12 protein-coding genes are annotated in these 16,301 nt (G+C 46.9%); 9 read left to right on the forward strand and 3 right to left on the reverse strand.

The features are described 5' to 3' along the window. Positions 1–74 precede the first annotated feature (74 nt). The 3 genes from AC1RNB_RS04275 to AC1RNB_RS04285 all read right to left on the reverse strand — a co-directional run bounded on the left by AC1RNB_RS04275 (position 75) and on the right by AC1RNB_RS04285 (position 5,481). Complete coding sequence (locus AC1RNB_RS04275) at positions 75–3,845, reverse strand: SNF2-related protein (RefSeq protein WP_493080996.1); 3,771 nt, start codon at positions 3,843–3,845, stop codon at positions 75–77. A gap of 232 nt (positions 3,846–4,077) precedes the next feature. Continuing rightward, positions 4,078–4,806: a 2-phosphosulfolactate phosphatase gene (locus AC1RNB_RS04280; RefSeq protein WP_493080998.1), complete on the reverse strand. Its 729-nt coding sequence runs from the start codon at positions 4,804–4,806 to the stop codon at positions 4,078–4,080. Positions 4,807–5,142: 336 nt separating this feature from the next. Beyond that, positions 5,143–5,481 (reverse strand): single-stranded DNA-binding protein, encoded by a 339-nt coding sequence (locus tag AC1RNB_RS04285; protein ID WP_493080999.1) that lies wholly within the window; start codon positions 5,479–5,481, stop codon positions 5,143–5,145. Between the two features lie 426 nt (positions 5,482–5,907). On the opposite strand from AC1RNB_RS04285, the gene AC1RNB_RS04290 reads away from it, so the two are divergent. The 9 genes from AC1RNB_RS04290 to AC1RNB_RS04330 all read left to right on the forward strand — a co-directional run bounded on the left by AC1RNB_RS04290 (position 5,908) and on the right by AC1RNB_RS04330 (position 16,174). After that, the gene (locus AC1RNB_RS04290) at positions 5,908–12,582 is read left to right on the forward strand and encodes an Ig-like domain-containing protein (protein ID WP_493081001.1); all 6,675 of its coding nucleotides are present in this window, start codon (positions 5,908–5,910) and stop codon (positions 12,580–12,582) included. Positions 12,583–12,637: 55 nt separating this feature from the next. Beyond that, positions 12,638–13,267 carry a Crp/Fnr family transcriptional regulator gene (locus tag AC1RNB_RS04295; protein WP_493081002.1) on the forward strand — a complete coding sequence of 210 codons (630 nt, stop codon included), beginning with the start codon at positions 12,638–12,640 and terminating at the stop codon, positions 13,265–13,267. Positions 13,268–13,328: 61 nt separating this feature from the next. Further along, a complete protein-coding gene (locus tag AC1RNB_RS04300; protein WP_493081004.1) occupies positions 13,329–13,559 on the forward strand; it encodes a YgaP family membrane protein in 231 nt (76 codons plus the stop codon). Next, positions 13,556–14,017: an OsmC family protein gene (locus AC1RNB_RS04305; protein WP_493081006.1), complete on the forward strand. Its 462-nt coding sequence runs from the start codon at positions 13,556–13,558 to the stop codon at positions 14,015–14,017. Before AC1RNB_RS04300 ends, AC1RNB_RS04305 begins: the two co-directional genes overlap by 4 nt. Positions 14,018–14,027: 10 nt before the next feature. Further along, positions 14,028–14,342: a rhodanese-like domain-containing protein gene (locus tag AC1RNB_RS04310; RefSeq protein WP_493081007.1), complete on the forward strand. Its 315-nt coding sequence runs from the start codon at positions 14,028–14,030 to the stop codon at positions 14,340–14,342. Position 14,343: 1 nt separating this feature from the next. Then, complete coding sequence (locus AC1RNB_RS04315) at positions 14,344–14,562, forward strand: hypothetical protein (RefSeq protein ID WP_493081009.1); 219 nt, start codon at positions 14,344–14,346, stop codon at positions 14,560–14,562. Position 14,563: 1 nt separating this feature from the next. After that, positions 14,564–14,863, forward strand: coding sequence for a thioredoxin (trxA, locus tag AC1RNB_RS04320; protein ID WP_493081010.1), 300 nt, complete (start codon positions 14,564–14,566; stop codon positions 14,861–14,863). Between the two features lie 63 nt (positions 14,864–14,926). Next, positions 14,927–15,676, forward strand: coding sequence for a hypothetical protein (locus AC1RNB_RS04325; RefSeq protein ID WP_493081012.1), 750 nt, complete (start codon positions 14,927–14,929; stop codon positions 15,674–15,676). A 96-nt stretch (positions 15,677–15,772) separates the two neighbouring features. Then, a complete protein-coding gene (locus AC1RNB_RS04330; RefSeq protein ID WP_493081014.1) occupies positions 15,773–16,174 on the forward strand; it encodes a hypothetical protein in 402 nt (133 codons plus the stop codon). Positions 16,175–16,301: the final 127 nt, after the last annotated feature.

Raw genomic sequence — 16,301 nt, forward strand, 5'->3', positions numbered from 1 at the left:
AACAGATTCATCACAGATACTACAAAGGGCACATAGTGATATGTGCTCTTTTGTTTGCCGGTATGGTAATACACTTAACTGAAGAGATATTCCACATCTTCTTTTGTAAGCGTTTTCACAAATCCTTCATCGTCTGTGATCAGGTCTTTGGCAAGGTTACGTTTACGTTCCTGGAGTTTTAATATTTTATCTTCAACCGTATCTGTACAGATCATGCGGTACGCAAAAATATTCTTGGTTTGCCCTATGCGGTGGGTACGGTCAATGGCCTGCTGCTCTACCGCAGGGTTCCACCAGGGATCCACAATGTACACATAATCGGCAGCGGTTAAATTCAGACCTACACCTCCCGCTTTCAGCGAGATCAGGAATACGCGGCAATTCTCATCATTCTGGAAACGATAGATCGCTTTCTCCCTTTCTGCTACGGTGCTGCTTCCGTCGAAATATTCATAGTCTACCCCCAGCTCCTTCATCTTCTCTTTGATCAGCGCCAGCATACCGAGGAACTGCGAAAAGATCAATGCCTTATGGTTGCTGATATTCTCCGTGATCTCCCTGCCGATCTCTTCCAGCTTTACTGATACATTCGGAAAACGTTCTTCTTCTTTAACAATAGCCGGACTATCACAGATCTGACGCAGTTTCATCAGACCCTGTAAAATGGTGAGCTGCGATTTCTGGATACCCTGGTTCTCTACCACACCCAGGATCTTATCGCGGTAATCATTCCGGTAAGCATCATAGATCTTACGCTGCTCATCGCCCATTTCGCAGAACAAGACCATTTCCTGTTTTTCGGGAAGATCTTTGGCTACCTGCTCTTTGGTACGCCGCAGGATAAAGGGATATAATAATTTCCGCAGATGGTCTTTCTGCTCTTTTTCTCCAAACTTATCAATGGGCACAGAGAACTCCTGTTTAAAAAATTCCACACTGCCCAGCATGCCGGGATTGAGGAAGTTCATCTGCGCAAATATGTCGAAGGTATTATTCTGCAAAGGCGTTCCGCTTAAACACAAACGGTTTTTGGCTTTCAGCAGTCCTGCCGCTTTGGTTACTTTACTACCGGGATTTTTGATGGCCTGACTTTCATCCAGGATCACATAATCAAAACTTACTTCCACAAACTGTTTGATATCGCTGCGCAGGGTACCATAGGTAGTAATGATCACATCGATCGCAGGATCCGCTAAATTTTCTTTGGACCGGCTGCCGCCATGATGTACAGAGAACGTTAAGTTGGGCGTGAACTTTTTGATCTCGTTCTGCCAGTTAAACATCAGCGTGGTAGGACAAACCACCAGCGCCTTCAAGCTGCCGTTCTCTTCTTTCAGGTGATGAATAAAACTGAGCGCCTGTATGGTTTTACCGAGGCCCATATCATCTGCCAGAATGCCGCCCCACTGCACTTCGCGCAGGTAGTTCAGCCATTGAAAACCGCTTTCCTGGTAAGGGCGCAATACTTCGCGCAAGTGTGCCGGTGCCGGTACTTCTTTGATGGAGTGATTGTCTTTCAGACGCTCATATTTCTCTTCCAGCTGAAAAAATAATTCCTGTTCATCGCGTTGCAGATATAGTTCCTCAATCACACTGAAGTGGTACTTGCTCAGCTTCATGCTGCCTGACTTCCCATCGCCCACACGAAACAGCAGCGAATATTTTTTGATCCACTCTTCCGGCAGGATACCCAGGGTACCATCCTGCAACTGCACAAACTGCTGTTTGTTGGTGAGTGCTTTTTTCACTTCGTCTACCGTTACTTTCTGTTCGCCGAACAGGATCTCCACTTTGGCATCAAACCAATCGGTATTACTGCTGATGAAAATTTTGGTAGAGGGTTTGGCCGTATTGAACCGGAAATTCTTCAGTGCCTCAAATCCGAATACGGGAATATTCATTTCCTTCACTGCATCTACAAACAGGAAAAACCAGTTGTTACGCAATACATCCGTTCCTTTTAAGGCCAGTACATTGCCCTCTACCGGACGGATAAAGGCCGAATGCAGGGATTCTATTTTCTGTACAAATTCTTTTTCCGCTTCCAGGTTACGCTGTATTACCAGCAATTTATCGGCAACGGGCAAGATGATTTTTTCTTTGTCTACCGGCCGCACATCGTAACCACGGTAACTGAATACCGGTTGAAAGAGCAGGTATTCGCCTTTTTCTTTCAGCAATACTTTTACTTCGGGCTTGCAATCTTTGATCTCTTCTTTCTGCACATTGGTAAAATGTACATTGTATTCTTTAGATAAAGGAAGAATGAATTGCTGCAACTGCACGGCCCAGTCTTCTGCCGCAATACTGATCTTACCACTGGGCAAAAATTTCTCTACCAGGTTAATGTCTTCCGAACGCTGCCAGGTAAAAAACTGGTTATGGTATTGGAAGAGCAGCGCTGATTCGCTTTCGTTGTCTGAAATATTCAGATCGGCCAGTGGCAGTTTTACCCGGCAATCTACTTCATACGCACCATTGGCATAGTTTACTTCAAATTCCGGGCTGATGAATAACTGCATCAGTTCTGCCTGCTGCAGGTTGGCGGTGGTAAAGGTTTTGCGGGCCGGCAGGTAAAATACAAAATGACTTTCTGCCAGCTCTGTAAATATTTTTTTAAATTTGGGATGCAGAAATTCATTGATGAGGTGGCGCGTTTCTTCGGGCAACTCATCATTGTGTTGTTGGATAATATTTTCCCAGATACCGCTGAAAGGCGAATTGCGGTTCAAATAACGGCTTACTTCGCCGGGCATCAGTTTGCGCAATTGCTGCAAGAGCATTTTATCCTCTTCGCTGAATACTTCGGTGTTGATGAATTTAGCGAGGTCCAGCTTCACGGTTTTGCTGATGTATTTTGTCATCTCCTCATCCGCTTCGCCCTGCACCGCTTCCAGTTGTACATAAGGATATTGCTGTTCGTTGGCCGTAATTACCACACCCAGTTTCAGGATGGTTTTATCGGCCGCTTCTTCTACCAGTATTTCTGCCGGCGATTTTACGGGCTCTTCTTCAGCAGGCCTTGGGCGTGGTTCTGCACCCGGTATCTGAGACACCCTTTTGATCGTAGTATCCAGCACCCGCAGAAAAGGTTTCCCATCGGTATAGGTAAATTCGAATTTGCCTTTCAGGTCATCCGTTAATGAATAACCATAGAGTGCGAGTAATTTATTTTTCTCTTTGTCCCAGTTGCGGATACTGTCAAAATAATTCGGACCGTAATTATGCAGTAACTGCAGCAGCAGAATATTTTTGTGCACGCAGAGCGGATGCTCCGTATCGCTCTGGCAGGTGCAGCTGGTATCAAAATTTCTTTCTTCGTTTTTCTGGATCAGTACTTTAAATAATTCGCCCTCGTATTCCAGCTCGGCCAGTACCCGTTCATCTTTGGCTTCCAGGATATTACTCCGGCCACTGCGCAGGTAATTCTCGGCCGCCTCGAAATTTTCCTGGGCCGATAACATGCGGATCAGCTTCAGCTCCAGCTGTTTCATTTTTACCACGGTGTGACGCTGGTCGTAAATCGTTTCTTTATCGCCGAGTAAATTTTTATCGAGCAGATCCTGCAGGTGAAACAGGGCACCGGCTTTGTGGCGACAGATCTCTGAGAGGTTATACGGACAACTGCAACGCAGTGATAATGTTTTGGGATCTTTGAACTGGTTGATATGCACTTTGTAAAAAGTAGCATAACCATCATCCTTCACACGGAAGATCACCGATGCCATCAGGTCATCATACTCCACCAGTTCCACATTGCCAAGGGCATGGATTTTTTTACCACGGCGGATCACTTCCTCTGTGCCGCTGTTATAAATATGTTTGATCAGGTACGGTAATGCCATGTTCTGTTGGCCATTTAAATTTGAGCACCTGGCGAATGCAGTACCGCGAAAAGATCTCTATCCAGACCCGGTACACCGAACCGCAGATTCTCAAAAGGGCAATTTGCAAAAGTAAAGGAAAGGAACTGGCTTTGCGAAGAGATTTAAAAGAAATCTGGCTGAATAGCCTTGGGTTTAACAGAAAGGGAAGAAAATATGCTGCTTTTGTGAAGGCATAGCCTCCCTCTTCCACTTATACGGACTGAACAACCAGATCGCCATCCTGATAAATAGGGAGCACATTGGCCACATCGCGGCTTACACAATATTCGAGGTCTTTTTCCAGACCATAAGAAGCCAGTCGATGCCAATGCGTGGTTTTACGGATAAGGCTGTTCATATCATGCCGGTGCATGGCATACATATCTGTTGCCATCAGGCTGCTGTCGCAGTGGATGGTGAAATGATCCTGTATTTCCTGTATTACCGCGCCGGCAAACAGTGTGTCTTCGAGGTTAAACTTGTCTTTCCAGCCAGAACAGCCGAGGTACACATTTTTGTTTTGCGTGGCCAGAAAACGGCAAACGGCTGAAAGATTCGGGAAAGACCCCGTTACCACCTGCGAAGCCCCATTGTTCAAAGCCATATGCAGCAGTTTGGTGCCGTTGGTAGTGGTTAATACGAGTGTTTTGCCCTCGATAAAGGAGCGCGGATATTCGGCAGGTGAATTGCCGTACGACAAACCCGGAATTACTTTACCATCCCGCTCACCGGCCGTAATGCCACCGGTGCTTTCGCCGAGTTCAATGCAACGGTCAACAGAATCTACAGGAATCACCCTGGCGGCTCCATTGTACAAAGCGGTGGCAATGGTAGAAGTGGCTCGGAATACGTCAATGATCACCACAATACTGTTACTGATATCGTAGGTATTCAGTAATCTGGGTGAAAGAACTGTGTGCAGGGTAGGTTTTGCGCTCATAAAGCTGCAAAGATAAACGGAATATTGAATATCGAATATCGAACAGGGAATGTCGAATATCGAAGTGGAGGAGTGTAGCAGATCAAAATCAAACGAAATCTCCGCGCCTCTCTGTTTCTCCTAATCTCCGTGTTGAAAAAAAAATCTGACATACTAAATAATCCCGAATAGTAATAGTTTCTCAGCACAGAGATTAGGAGATCAGGAGTTTCACAGAGAATAACTGCCGGTATATCTGGACCTCAGTGACACCTATTTTTCAGTTGGGGGTAAGAAAGCCTCTATGAGATAATTCTTTCGTCATTCGACATTCCCTGTTCGATATTCCATATTCCCTTAGGCTTTCTTCGTCAGTATCAGTAACTCATTCGCCTGCACTTCGGTTACATACCGTTTCACACCTTGTTTGTCAGTGTAATTACGGTTGATGAGTTTGCCTTCAATGGCCACTTCCGTTCCTTTTACGAGGTATTTTTCTGCTATCTCTGCCAGCTTACCCCAGGCCACTACATTGTGCCATTGCGTTTCGGTTACTTTTTCACCTTTGGCATTTTTGTAGTTTTCGTTGGTGGCCACACTGAGGTGGGCCACTTTTTTTCCTTCGCCAAAGGATTTGATATCGGGCACCTGACCCAGGTGCCCGATCAGTTGTACTTTGTTTTTGATCGCGTTCATACCATTTCATTTTGCAGATGAATAAATCACGGGCAGGAAATCTGGCCCTTATCCATACAAATATGAAAACACAGGAACGCATTAGCCGGTTAACAGGCGTTTACTTACGGATGTAAACGTTTGTAAATGCTTGACTACAACGATCTGTTCCTTTCTGAAAGTCAAGGAAGCACTGACAGATAGAAACTTTTTCTGCTGAACATCCGTATGTAATGAGCTATAAACCGCCAACTGGAATTTGGCGTGATTCTTTTGTAGAATGTAACAACAGCGATTATTTTGTCGTAAAAAAACTACATATTTCACTGTTTATTGATGAATATAGGCTGTAGTACAATAGGATTCCTGCTGAATACTTTATACTTGCATTGTGTCACAGATTTATAATCCCTTACAAAAGTGAACAGCGCATTCAGACATGCCGGTATGTTGACTGAAAAAAGCGGCAACCATATCCCACAACAATCTGTTGCCTGGTGGTACACCTGTATTGTATCGGGTGTATTCCGTTTTCCAAAATTGTTTTTTTGGGTGCTGGGGTTAATGATGAGTGTGCAGGGAATGGCGCAGGTAACGACAATAAATATTGATCTCAGTGCAAGTATAGATACTTCTATTACATTAAACAATACGCCTGATAGAAATGGGGTTACCTGTGGTGTAAGTTCTCAAGGAAATACCAACTGTATTGTGTTCAATGTTAAGTTGAATCCTGCTTCAGATCAGATTAGTTTTGATATAATAGGTGCATCCGGATTAGGTTCTGCTGCTTACCAGGTAAACTGCGGTACACCCACTTCCTTAGCTACCCCTATTTGTCTGAACGGCATCACCACAGCAAGCATCTCTTTTTGCAAAAACGGGAATAACCCTTACACCTATAAAATATCCGTATCATCTCTTGTAAAAGGATCGGCCGATCTTACTCTCAGACAGTTCTGTTCCGGTACCATGAGTATTACAGGATTGCAGTCTGCTTCGGTTAATTGGGAATCCATTTTTCCGGGATCTGTTGGTCAGTACAATAATTACCTGAGCTGCGTGTCTGGTTGCAGTTCCACCACAGTTACACCTCAGGCAGGGTCGCCGGCTTATATCGATTACCGGGTATATGGCTCAAGCACTTCCTGCGGAGCCGCTAAAGCAGATACGATCCGTGTGTACACTACTCCCGCCATGGCCGTATCCATCACACCCGGTAACCCTGCCATCTGTTCGGGTGCAAGTACCCCTTTAACGGCATCGGTTACAGGTGGTAATCCGCCATATGTGTATAGTTGGAGCACAGGTTCGTCTGCTACTTCCATTACCGCCAGTACTATTGGTACGTATTCGGTTACGGTATCAGATAATACCACGGGTTGCGCAGCCATTACACAAACAGCCGAAGTAACTACAGCACCTACCCCGGCTGCGCCTACTGCTGCGGGTACTTCCATTTGCGCCGGCAATAGTGCAACGCTTACAGCTACCGCACCAGGTGGCACGTATGAGTGGTATTCAACTGCATCGGGTGGTACACAGCTTGGTACAGGCGCTACTTATACCACCCCCACACTGAACAGTACCACCACTTACTATGTGCAAACCACTTTGAATGGTTGTACAGGACCAAGAACAGCCGTTACAGTAACGGTTAATGCCATTCCTGTTGCACCCACAGCCAGCGGAGGCAGCGTATGTGTAGGTAATACCATCACCCTTACCGCAACAGCTCCCGGGGGAACCTACAGTTGGCACGATGCTGCCAATGGAGGTAGTTCGTTATTTACCGGCGCATCTTTTACCACGCCCGCATTAAACAGTACCACGAGTTATTATGTACAAACCAATGTATCCGGATGTACCAGCGCAAGAACACCCGTAACCGCTACCGTAATACCGAAACAGGATCCGGCATTTGTATATCCTTCCGGCACATTCTGTGTTACAGGTACCAATCCTGCACCTACCCTTTCGGGAGGTAGTACCGGTACATTCAGCTCCTCACCTGCAGGATTGGTGTTTGTAAACACCAGTACCGGCGAAATAAACCTGGCAGCCAGTGCACTGAATACCTATACTATCCAGTTCATTACCAACGGTACCTGTGCTTATACCAGCACGGCAAATATTACCGTTACCAATGCACCCAATGCATCGTTCACGTATAGTGGCAGTCCGTATTGCCCGCAACAATTATCCGCAGTTCCTACATTCCCTACCGGTGCGAGTGCCGGTATTTTCAGTTCCACCACCGGACTCGTTTTTAAAAATACCAGTACTGGCGAGATAGACCTGAAAGCGAGTACACCCGGTACCTACACAGTAACCAATACCATTGTAGCGGCAGGTGGTTGTGCCCAAACAATCGCAACCGGTAGCATTACCATTACGGCTGAACCCACCGTATCGGCTGGGATCGATCAAACAGTTTGTTCGGGCATTGCCGTAAACCTATCCGGCACTATCGGAGGTACCGCTACCAGTGCCAGCTGGTCGGGTGGCAGCGGCAGTTTCAGTAATGCCTCACAGCTAAACACACAATACACACCGGCAGCTAACGAAACCACCGTGAACCTTTATCTCACCACCAATACACCGGGTTCCTGCGCTGCTGCCAAAGACACGGTTGTATTGTATATCGTTCCTACTCCCGCCGCACCCACACTGGCGGGTACTACTATCTGTGCGGGACAGTCTACCACTTTATCTGCCACCGCACCAGGCGGTAGTTATGGCTGGTACAATACAGCAACAGGAGGTGTTGCTTTTGGATTGGGCAACAGTTATAGTACACCTCCACTGAACAATACCCAGACCTATTACGTACAGACCACCATCGCCGGTTGCAGCAGCAGCCGAACACCGGTAACCGTAACCGTAACACCCTTACCGGCAGCACCAACGGTTGCCAACGCATCTATCTGTACCGGCAACACCGCCTCACTCACGGCCACGGCACCCGGCGGAACCTATCAGTGGTACGATGCTGCTTCGGGAGGTAACCTGTTAACATCAAACAATGTTTATGCAACACCTGCCTTATATGCATCCACTTCTTACTATGTACAAACAACGGTTGCAGGATGTACCGGTAACAGGGCAGTTGTAAACGTATCGGTAAACCCGGCTCCGGCTGCGCCAACTGTATTGGGTACCACTATCTGTGCGGGTAACAGCAGCTTTCTTACGGCTACAGCGCCGGGAGGAAACTACGAATGGTACAATGCCGCCGTTGGCGGAACCCAGGTGGCCAACACCAGCAGTTTTACAACGCCGGTATTGAATACCACCACTACCTATTATGTGCAAACAACCGTAGCCGGCTGTACAGGAAACAGAACCGCTGTTACTGTAAACGTAACGCCGCAGCCTGCCGCCCCTTCGCTACAGGCGGCTTCGGTATGTGCGGGCAACAGTGCCTCATTAACCGCAACAGCACCAGGCGGAACCTATCAGTGGTATGATGCGGTTTCGGGTGGTAATCTGCTTACTACGGGCAGCAGTTACCAAACACCTGTACTTAACAGCAGTGCTACCTACTATGTACAAACTACTGTAAATGGCTGTTCGGGTACAAGAGCAGCAGTAACCGCAACGGTGATAGCTATACCAGCCACTCCAACTGCAACCGGGGGTAGTGTATGTACAGGCAACAGCCTTACCTTAAATGCCACTGCACCCGGAGGCACTTATCAATGGTACGACGCTTTATCTGGCGGCACCCTGCTCGCGTCTGCTACAAGCTATACAACGCCCGCTCTTACCAGCAGCACTCACTATTTTGTGCAGACCACGGTATCCGGTTGTACCAGTACCAGAACCCAGGTTACCGCCACTGTTATTCCCATACAGGATCCGGCATTTACCTACCCTTCCGGTACCTTTTGTGTATCGGGCAGTAATCCTGTTCCTGTAATTGCCGGTACCGGCACATTCAGTGCCTCACCTGCCGGACTTGTTTTTGTAAGCACTATCACCGGTGAAATTAATGTTGCAGCCAGTAAAACAGGATCCTATACCATACAATTTGTTACCAACGGCGTTTGCGTTTATACCAGCTCGGCAACGGTGAACATTACCAACGCACCCAATGCTTCGTTCTCTTATAACAGCCCTTATTGTCCGCAGCAATTAACAGCCATGCCGGATTTTCCGGCCCTGGCCAGTGCGGGTGTCTTTAGTGCTGCCAGCGGACTGGTATTTAAAAGCAACAGTACCGGTGAAATAGACCTGAAAAAAAGTACACCGGGTACCTATACCGTTACCAATAATATTGCTGCTTCCGGTGGTTGTATTGCAGCCAGCGCCAGTAATACGGTAACCATCAATCCCGAACCTACTGTTAATGCCGGTGCGGATCAAACGGTTTGTGCGGGTGCCATTATCAGTCTTACGGGTATTATTGGCGGAACGGCAACCGCCGCCGGCTGGTCTGGCGGTAGCGGCAGTTTCAGTACCACTTCGCAGTTAGCAACCCAATACACACCCGGGGCCAATGAAACCACCATTAAACTTTATCTCACCACAGATGATCCTGCGGGTCCCTGTGCAGCAGCAAAAGACAGTGTCAGCGTTTTTATTATTCCCACACCTGCTGCACCAACAGTAAATACTGCAGCCGTTTGTGTAGGTAACACCGCTTTACTAACCGCTACTGCACCTGGAGGTAATTATGAATGGTACGCTGTTGCAACCGGAGGTACGGCTATCAGCAATGCTGCAGTATATACTACACCGGTCTTGTCTGCCACTGCTACTTATTACGTGCAGAGTACGATTAATAGCTGTACAGGACCAAGAGCAGCAGTAACCGTTACTGTATCGCCCAAACCATCGATCAACAGTACCCCTGCCGGAGAAGTCTGTTCTTCGCAGCCGCTAACCTACCAGATCCTGAGTGATCAGCCGGGAAGCGCTTATACCTGGAGCCGCGCCGTTGTTGCGGGAATCAGCAATCCGCAAAGTGGTGTACAAAATAACAGTAGCATTACAGAAGTGCTTACCAATACCACTGCAACAGGCATACAGGTACCCTATCAGATTGTACCCGTAAACAATGGATGCACAGGTAATGCGTTTATCTATACGGTGCTGGTAAAACCAACCCCTGCAACACCTTCCCTTACCAACAGTACACCTGTTTGTGTAGGTACTATTTTATCTTTATTTGCGGGTTCGGTAACTGGTGCTTCCTATCAATGGTCGGGGCCCAATAATTTTTCCTCTACCCTGCAAAATCCGGTGATCAATGATGTGGTACTTGCCTCGGCAGGAAACTACCGGGTTTCCGTTACCGTGAATGGCTGTACCAGTTTGCCCAGCATCAAAACAATTGCTCCCGTTATTGCAGCGCCTGCTGCCAGCAGCAATTCACCGGTATGTGTGGGCAGTACCATACAACTCAGTACAGCAGGCTTAGCGGGCGCTAATTATCAATGGAGCGGCCCATTGGGATTCAGTTCTCTCTCCCAAAATCCATCACTTCCTTCTGCCGCTACCAGCAAAGCGGGCAAATATTTTGTTACTGCTTTTATCGCAGGTTGCGCGGGTCTTACAGACTCTGTCATCATTACTGTCAATACACCTCCCGATCCGCCCACTATCTTAACCAATTCTCCGGTATGTGTACTGGACTCGATCGTACTACAGGCAACCGGCACTGCCAGTACCCGGTTCAAATGGTCTGGTCCCAATAATTTTTCTTCCGATACCTCTTCGCCTGTTATCCGGAAAGCTTCTACACAGAATGACGGTACCTATAATGTAACTGCCAGCACACCTGGCTGTACCACTACGAGTGCCGCAGCAACCACCGTTTTTGTAAACCTGATTCCCAATATTCAGGTGGTATCCAATAACGGGCCTTTATGCGAAGGCAGTACATTGTCCCTTTCTGCCAACAGCCTGGCAGGTTCCAGCTACCAGTGGGGCAGCAGTTCCGGTTTCCGGTCGGGCGATCAGAACCCCAGACTGGCTAATATCACCGCCGCCAATGGAGAAACCTATTTTGTAACCGCTACCAGAAATGGCTGTAAAGGTGATACGGCATTTACCAAAGTAACCGTAGTAAAACCCGCTGTGGCCAGTGCCGGCAGGGATGTTACGGTTTGCGCCAATAATGCTTCCGTTTTTCTCACTGGCAGTATAAGCGGAGAAGATACACAAACCGGCATCTGGACCAGTAACGGCAAAGGATCATTCATTCCTGATGCCAATACTTTAACTGCCCTGTATGCTCCCGCTCCGGAGGATTCTGTGAAGCGTTCGGTATTACTTACGCTTACCACTACCAATAACAAGGTATGTGCAGTAACCAGTTCTTCCATGCAGATTGCGATTAACCCTGCCCCCTTTGTAAATGCCGGTTCAGATGCTGTTGTTTGTGCCAATGATTCTCTGATCAGCCTGCAGGGACTGGTAGGCAATGCCGGAAGCGGGCGTTGGCAGAGTTCTGGTTCCGGATCGTTCAGCAGGGTAGATGCAGACCCCTTGCATTTTCTGTATACCCCCTCTCGGGCAGATATACAGAAAGGACAGATCAGTTTTTACCTGACCTCAACCGATAATGGCAATTGCCTGGCTGTAAGAGATACCATTCAATACCGTATCCGGCCCATCCCGTATGTAAACGCGGGGGCTGATCTTATTTTATTTGAGAGAGAAACCTATACCCTCAATCCGCAGATCACGGGAACTGATCTGAGCTATCTCTGGACACCCGGAGACTACCTCAGCAGTACTACTATCCGGAATCCGGTGCTCACCGCCACCAATAATCAAACCTATCGGATCAAAGTAACGGGAACGGGAGATTGTGTTGTAGAAGACGAGGTTTTTGTAAGGGTGCTGAAAGCGATCACCATCCCTAATATCTTCTCCCCCAATGGCGATGGTATTTATGATCTATGGTATATCCCGCAGTTAGCCAATTATCCCGGCTCTACCGTAGAGGTTTTTACACGCACCGGGCAGAAGATCTTCAGCTCTGTGGGCTACGACCGCCCCTGGGATGGCACATTTAATGGCAAACCGGTTCCGGTAGCCACGTATTATTATATCGTACGTCCCAATTTCAGGAACCTGGTATTCTCCGGCTCGGTAACGGTGATCCGTTGAGAATTGGCTGGTGCAAACACAGATGTATCCGGGTCTGCGTATCTTTGCAGTAACCATGAGCCTATACCCTTTACTTGATACCGTTTTTGAACCCGAACTATTAGAAGAACTGGAAGCCAAAGCCGAGCACCGTTTTGTACCCGCCGGTACCAAACTGGTGTCTATTGGCCAAACTGTCAGACAGATCCCCATCCTCTTGTCCGGATCTATCAAGATCTCCCGGGTAGATGAGGAAGGCAAAGAATTACTGCTTTATTACCTGAACCCGGCCGAAAGCTGTGCCATGACTTTTACCTGCTGCATGCAGCAGTTCCCCAGCGAAATTGAAGCGGTTACGGAAGAAGATTCTGAGATCCTGTTCCTGCCCATCACCGTGATGGACCAGTGGATTGTTAAATACCCTACCTGGAAAAGTTTTGTAATGCGTACCATCCATTTCCGGTTTCATGAACTGTTGCAGACGGTGGACCAGATCGCTTTTCAGCAGCTGGATGAGCGGCTGGTGCGCTATCTCAAAGAAAAAGTAAAGATCACCGGTTCACCGCTGCTGAACTTATCGCATGAGCAGATAGCTACCGAACTGGCCACTTCACGGGTAGTGATTTCTCGTCTGCTCAAAAAACTGGAAAACCAGAAAAAGCTACTCCTCTACCGTAACCAGGTACGCTTACTGGGCGATATGTAACATTTGTCACAGATAGCCCCGGTCACAGCTAGTAATTTTGTATCGTAAAAGAGATACAACTATGAAGATGAATGTGGGCGTTACAGACAGGGTTATCCGTTTATTACTGGCAGCCATTGTATTTACCATCCTGTATTTTACCGATTCGGTTACCGAAGGACTGGCCATCAGTGCCGTTATTCTGGGTCTGGCAATGATCATTACCAGTATGCTGGGATTCTGTCCTTTGTACCTGCCATTCGGTATTAACACCAACCGATTTTTTACTCCTACCAAAAAAGAAACCAAATGACACACGAAATTGAAACCCAATGGATGGGAAAAATGCAGTTCAACGCATTGGTTAACGGCCATACCATCGTTATGGATGCACCGGAAAGAGTGGGTGGTGAAGACCAGGGACCAATTCCCAAACCTTTTATTCTTTCTGCCTTATCGGGCTGCACAGGAATGGATGTAGTAGCCATGCTGCGAAAAGCGGGTAAGGAAGTAACTGATTTTGATATGAAAGTATCGGGAGAGATCAGCAAACAGGCGCCGATCGAGTATACAGCCATTCACCTGGTATACGATTTCAAAGGTCCTGCCGAAAACCGTGATGCTGCTTTACAGGCCGTTACCGATTCGCAGGAAAAATATTGCGGCGTAAGTAATATGCTCAAGAAAATCATGCCTGTTACCTGGGATGTGAACTATAATGGCGTATCCATCTTCTCCAACAAAAAAGAAACCGTAGCTCAACTAAACTAAATTCCGATACATGTTAGACGCTTTAAAAAGCCTGCTGGGCATGGGTCCGGCAACAGATTATGCCGAACTGATGAAAAAAGGCGCACAGATCATTGACGTAAGAACACCTGCTGAATTTAATGGCGGACATATCAAAGGTTCTGTGAATATTCCATTAGATAACCTGCAAAAACAGTTATCGAAAATCAAAAAGAGCCAGCCGGTGATCACCTGTTGTGCATCGGGTATGCGTAGCGGTGCGGCCAAACAGATGCTGCAGGCCAATGGTTATGCAGAAGTATATAACGGCGGTGGGTGGGCTGGCCTGCAAAACAAACTGAATTAATATGAAAAACAGAATACTCACAGGTTGGTCGTTCAGAAGGGCTTTATACCTGGCCATGGGCCTATATGTGGTGGTGCAGGGTATTATTGACCGTGAATGGTTCTGGTTAATACCGGGTATTTATTTTGCATCCATGGGTTTATTTGCGTTTGGCTGCGCCTCCGGCAACTGTTATGGCGGCCAGTGCGCCATCGAAAAAGAACCTACTAAACAATCCTGATATGACAGCATTTTCAGACATATTGAACAAAGAGAAACTGGTACTGGTAGATTTTTTTGCAGAGTGGTGTGGCCCCTGTAAAATGATGGCCCCCATTTTAAAAGACCTGAAAACCAAAGTAGGCAATGATGCCACCATCCTGAAAATGGATGTAGACAAGAACCCGGCCATGGCTTCCCAGTTTCAGATCCAGGGTGTGCCTACGCTGATCCTTTTCAAAAACGGGCAACCCGTTTGGAGACAATCAGGGGTTGTTGCCGCTAACCAGTTGCAGCAGGTGATACAACAAAATCTCTCCTGATACAAAAAATCCGTCTTACAAAAGATTAAGTAGTTTAGTAACCTGAATTGCTTATCTGCGTATATGAGGACCGGATGTATCTTACTATTGCTGTTGCTGCTCATCAATTGTAAGGGGAAGAAGAACGCTTTTACAAGCGTTCCTGATAAACCGGGCAAAGCAATCAATGATACACAATTTCTTGAGCGTGTAATAGCAGACACTCCCTACCCATTCTACCATGCGGTATATATTGATAGTAACCGGAATGCCGATAACTACAATTTCATTACCGACTTTTCTTTTACCACCTCTGAGAACCTGGATTATTATCTGAATGATTTTAAAAAAAGAAAGATCCGGATGACTCCGATCGCGAGTCCGGACTTGCCAAACGAGTGGATACCATTATACTTATACAAGAACAAATATTATGTGTACGAACCTTCAGAAGCCGGGGCCCTATGTCGGCGTATTCTGAATGATTCGCTACTCGTGTTCTGGTTCATGGATGGTCCAATGCCCTATGTAGTAAGAAGTATCACTAAAACAGGGAAACAGAGCTGGCAGGTACAAACCAAGGATTATATCATACAGGAAGAAGGATATGTCAGGCCAGAGATTCTGCATATTTATATGATTGATCCTGTTAAGAAAATAGCCGTATGGGAATACAAAAGCCAGAATGGAAAACAATATAATTACGAACTGGTAGTGGCTAAAGAATCTGCAAAAGAGTTTGACATCATTATCAATTATTGCGCGACTAATAAAATGCTCGAGTTCGAATTTGACCAGCCCGATTTTGCCCGCTTAGTAAAACAATTCCGTTAAAACGCCCTGATAATTGCGTATAAATACGCTTTTCCTTTTTATGCTGGCATACTACATTAGTGGTCACTTTTCTGTAATCCGCAATACCAGCCAGCAATGACCACAACTGTTACCAATTGCCTTAATTGCCAGAAACTACTGCATGGCAGAACCGACAAAAAATTCTGCAACGATTATTGCCGCAACACCCATCACAATACCTTACATAGTGATGGCAACAACTGCATGCGTAATATCAACCACAGCCTGCGGCGAAACCGGCATATCCTCGAAAATCTGTTACCGGCTACCAAACCCCTTACGAGGATCTCACGCGAGTTATTACAGCGAAAAGGTTTCAGCTTTCAGTATTTCACCCATCAGTTACCTAACCGGAAAGGGCACCCTGTTTTTTTCTGCTATGATTATGGATATCGGGTATTGGGGAAGGAGAGGGTGATGGTGGTGCGGGGAACGGAACAGATGAACAGACGAACAGACGAACAGATGAACAGATGAACAGATGAAATAATCGATTTGGCTACTAGGCCTGTCAGATCAAAACATATACTCCTCTGCGCCCCTCTGTTTCTCCCCGCCTCAGTGTTTAAAAAGAGACAGCTGCCATAGGATGTTGGGGTAATGA

This window comes from Sediminibacterium sp. GW821-FHT12F12, assembly GCF_058806635.1.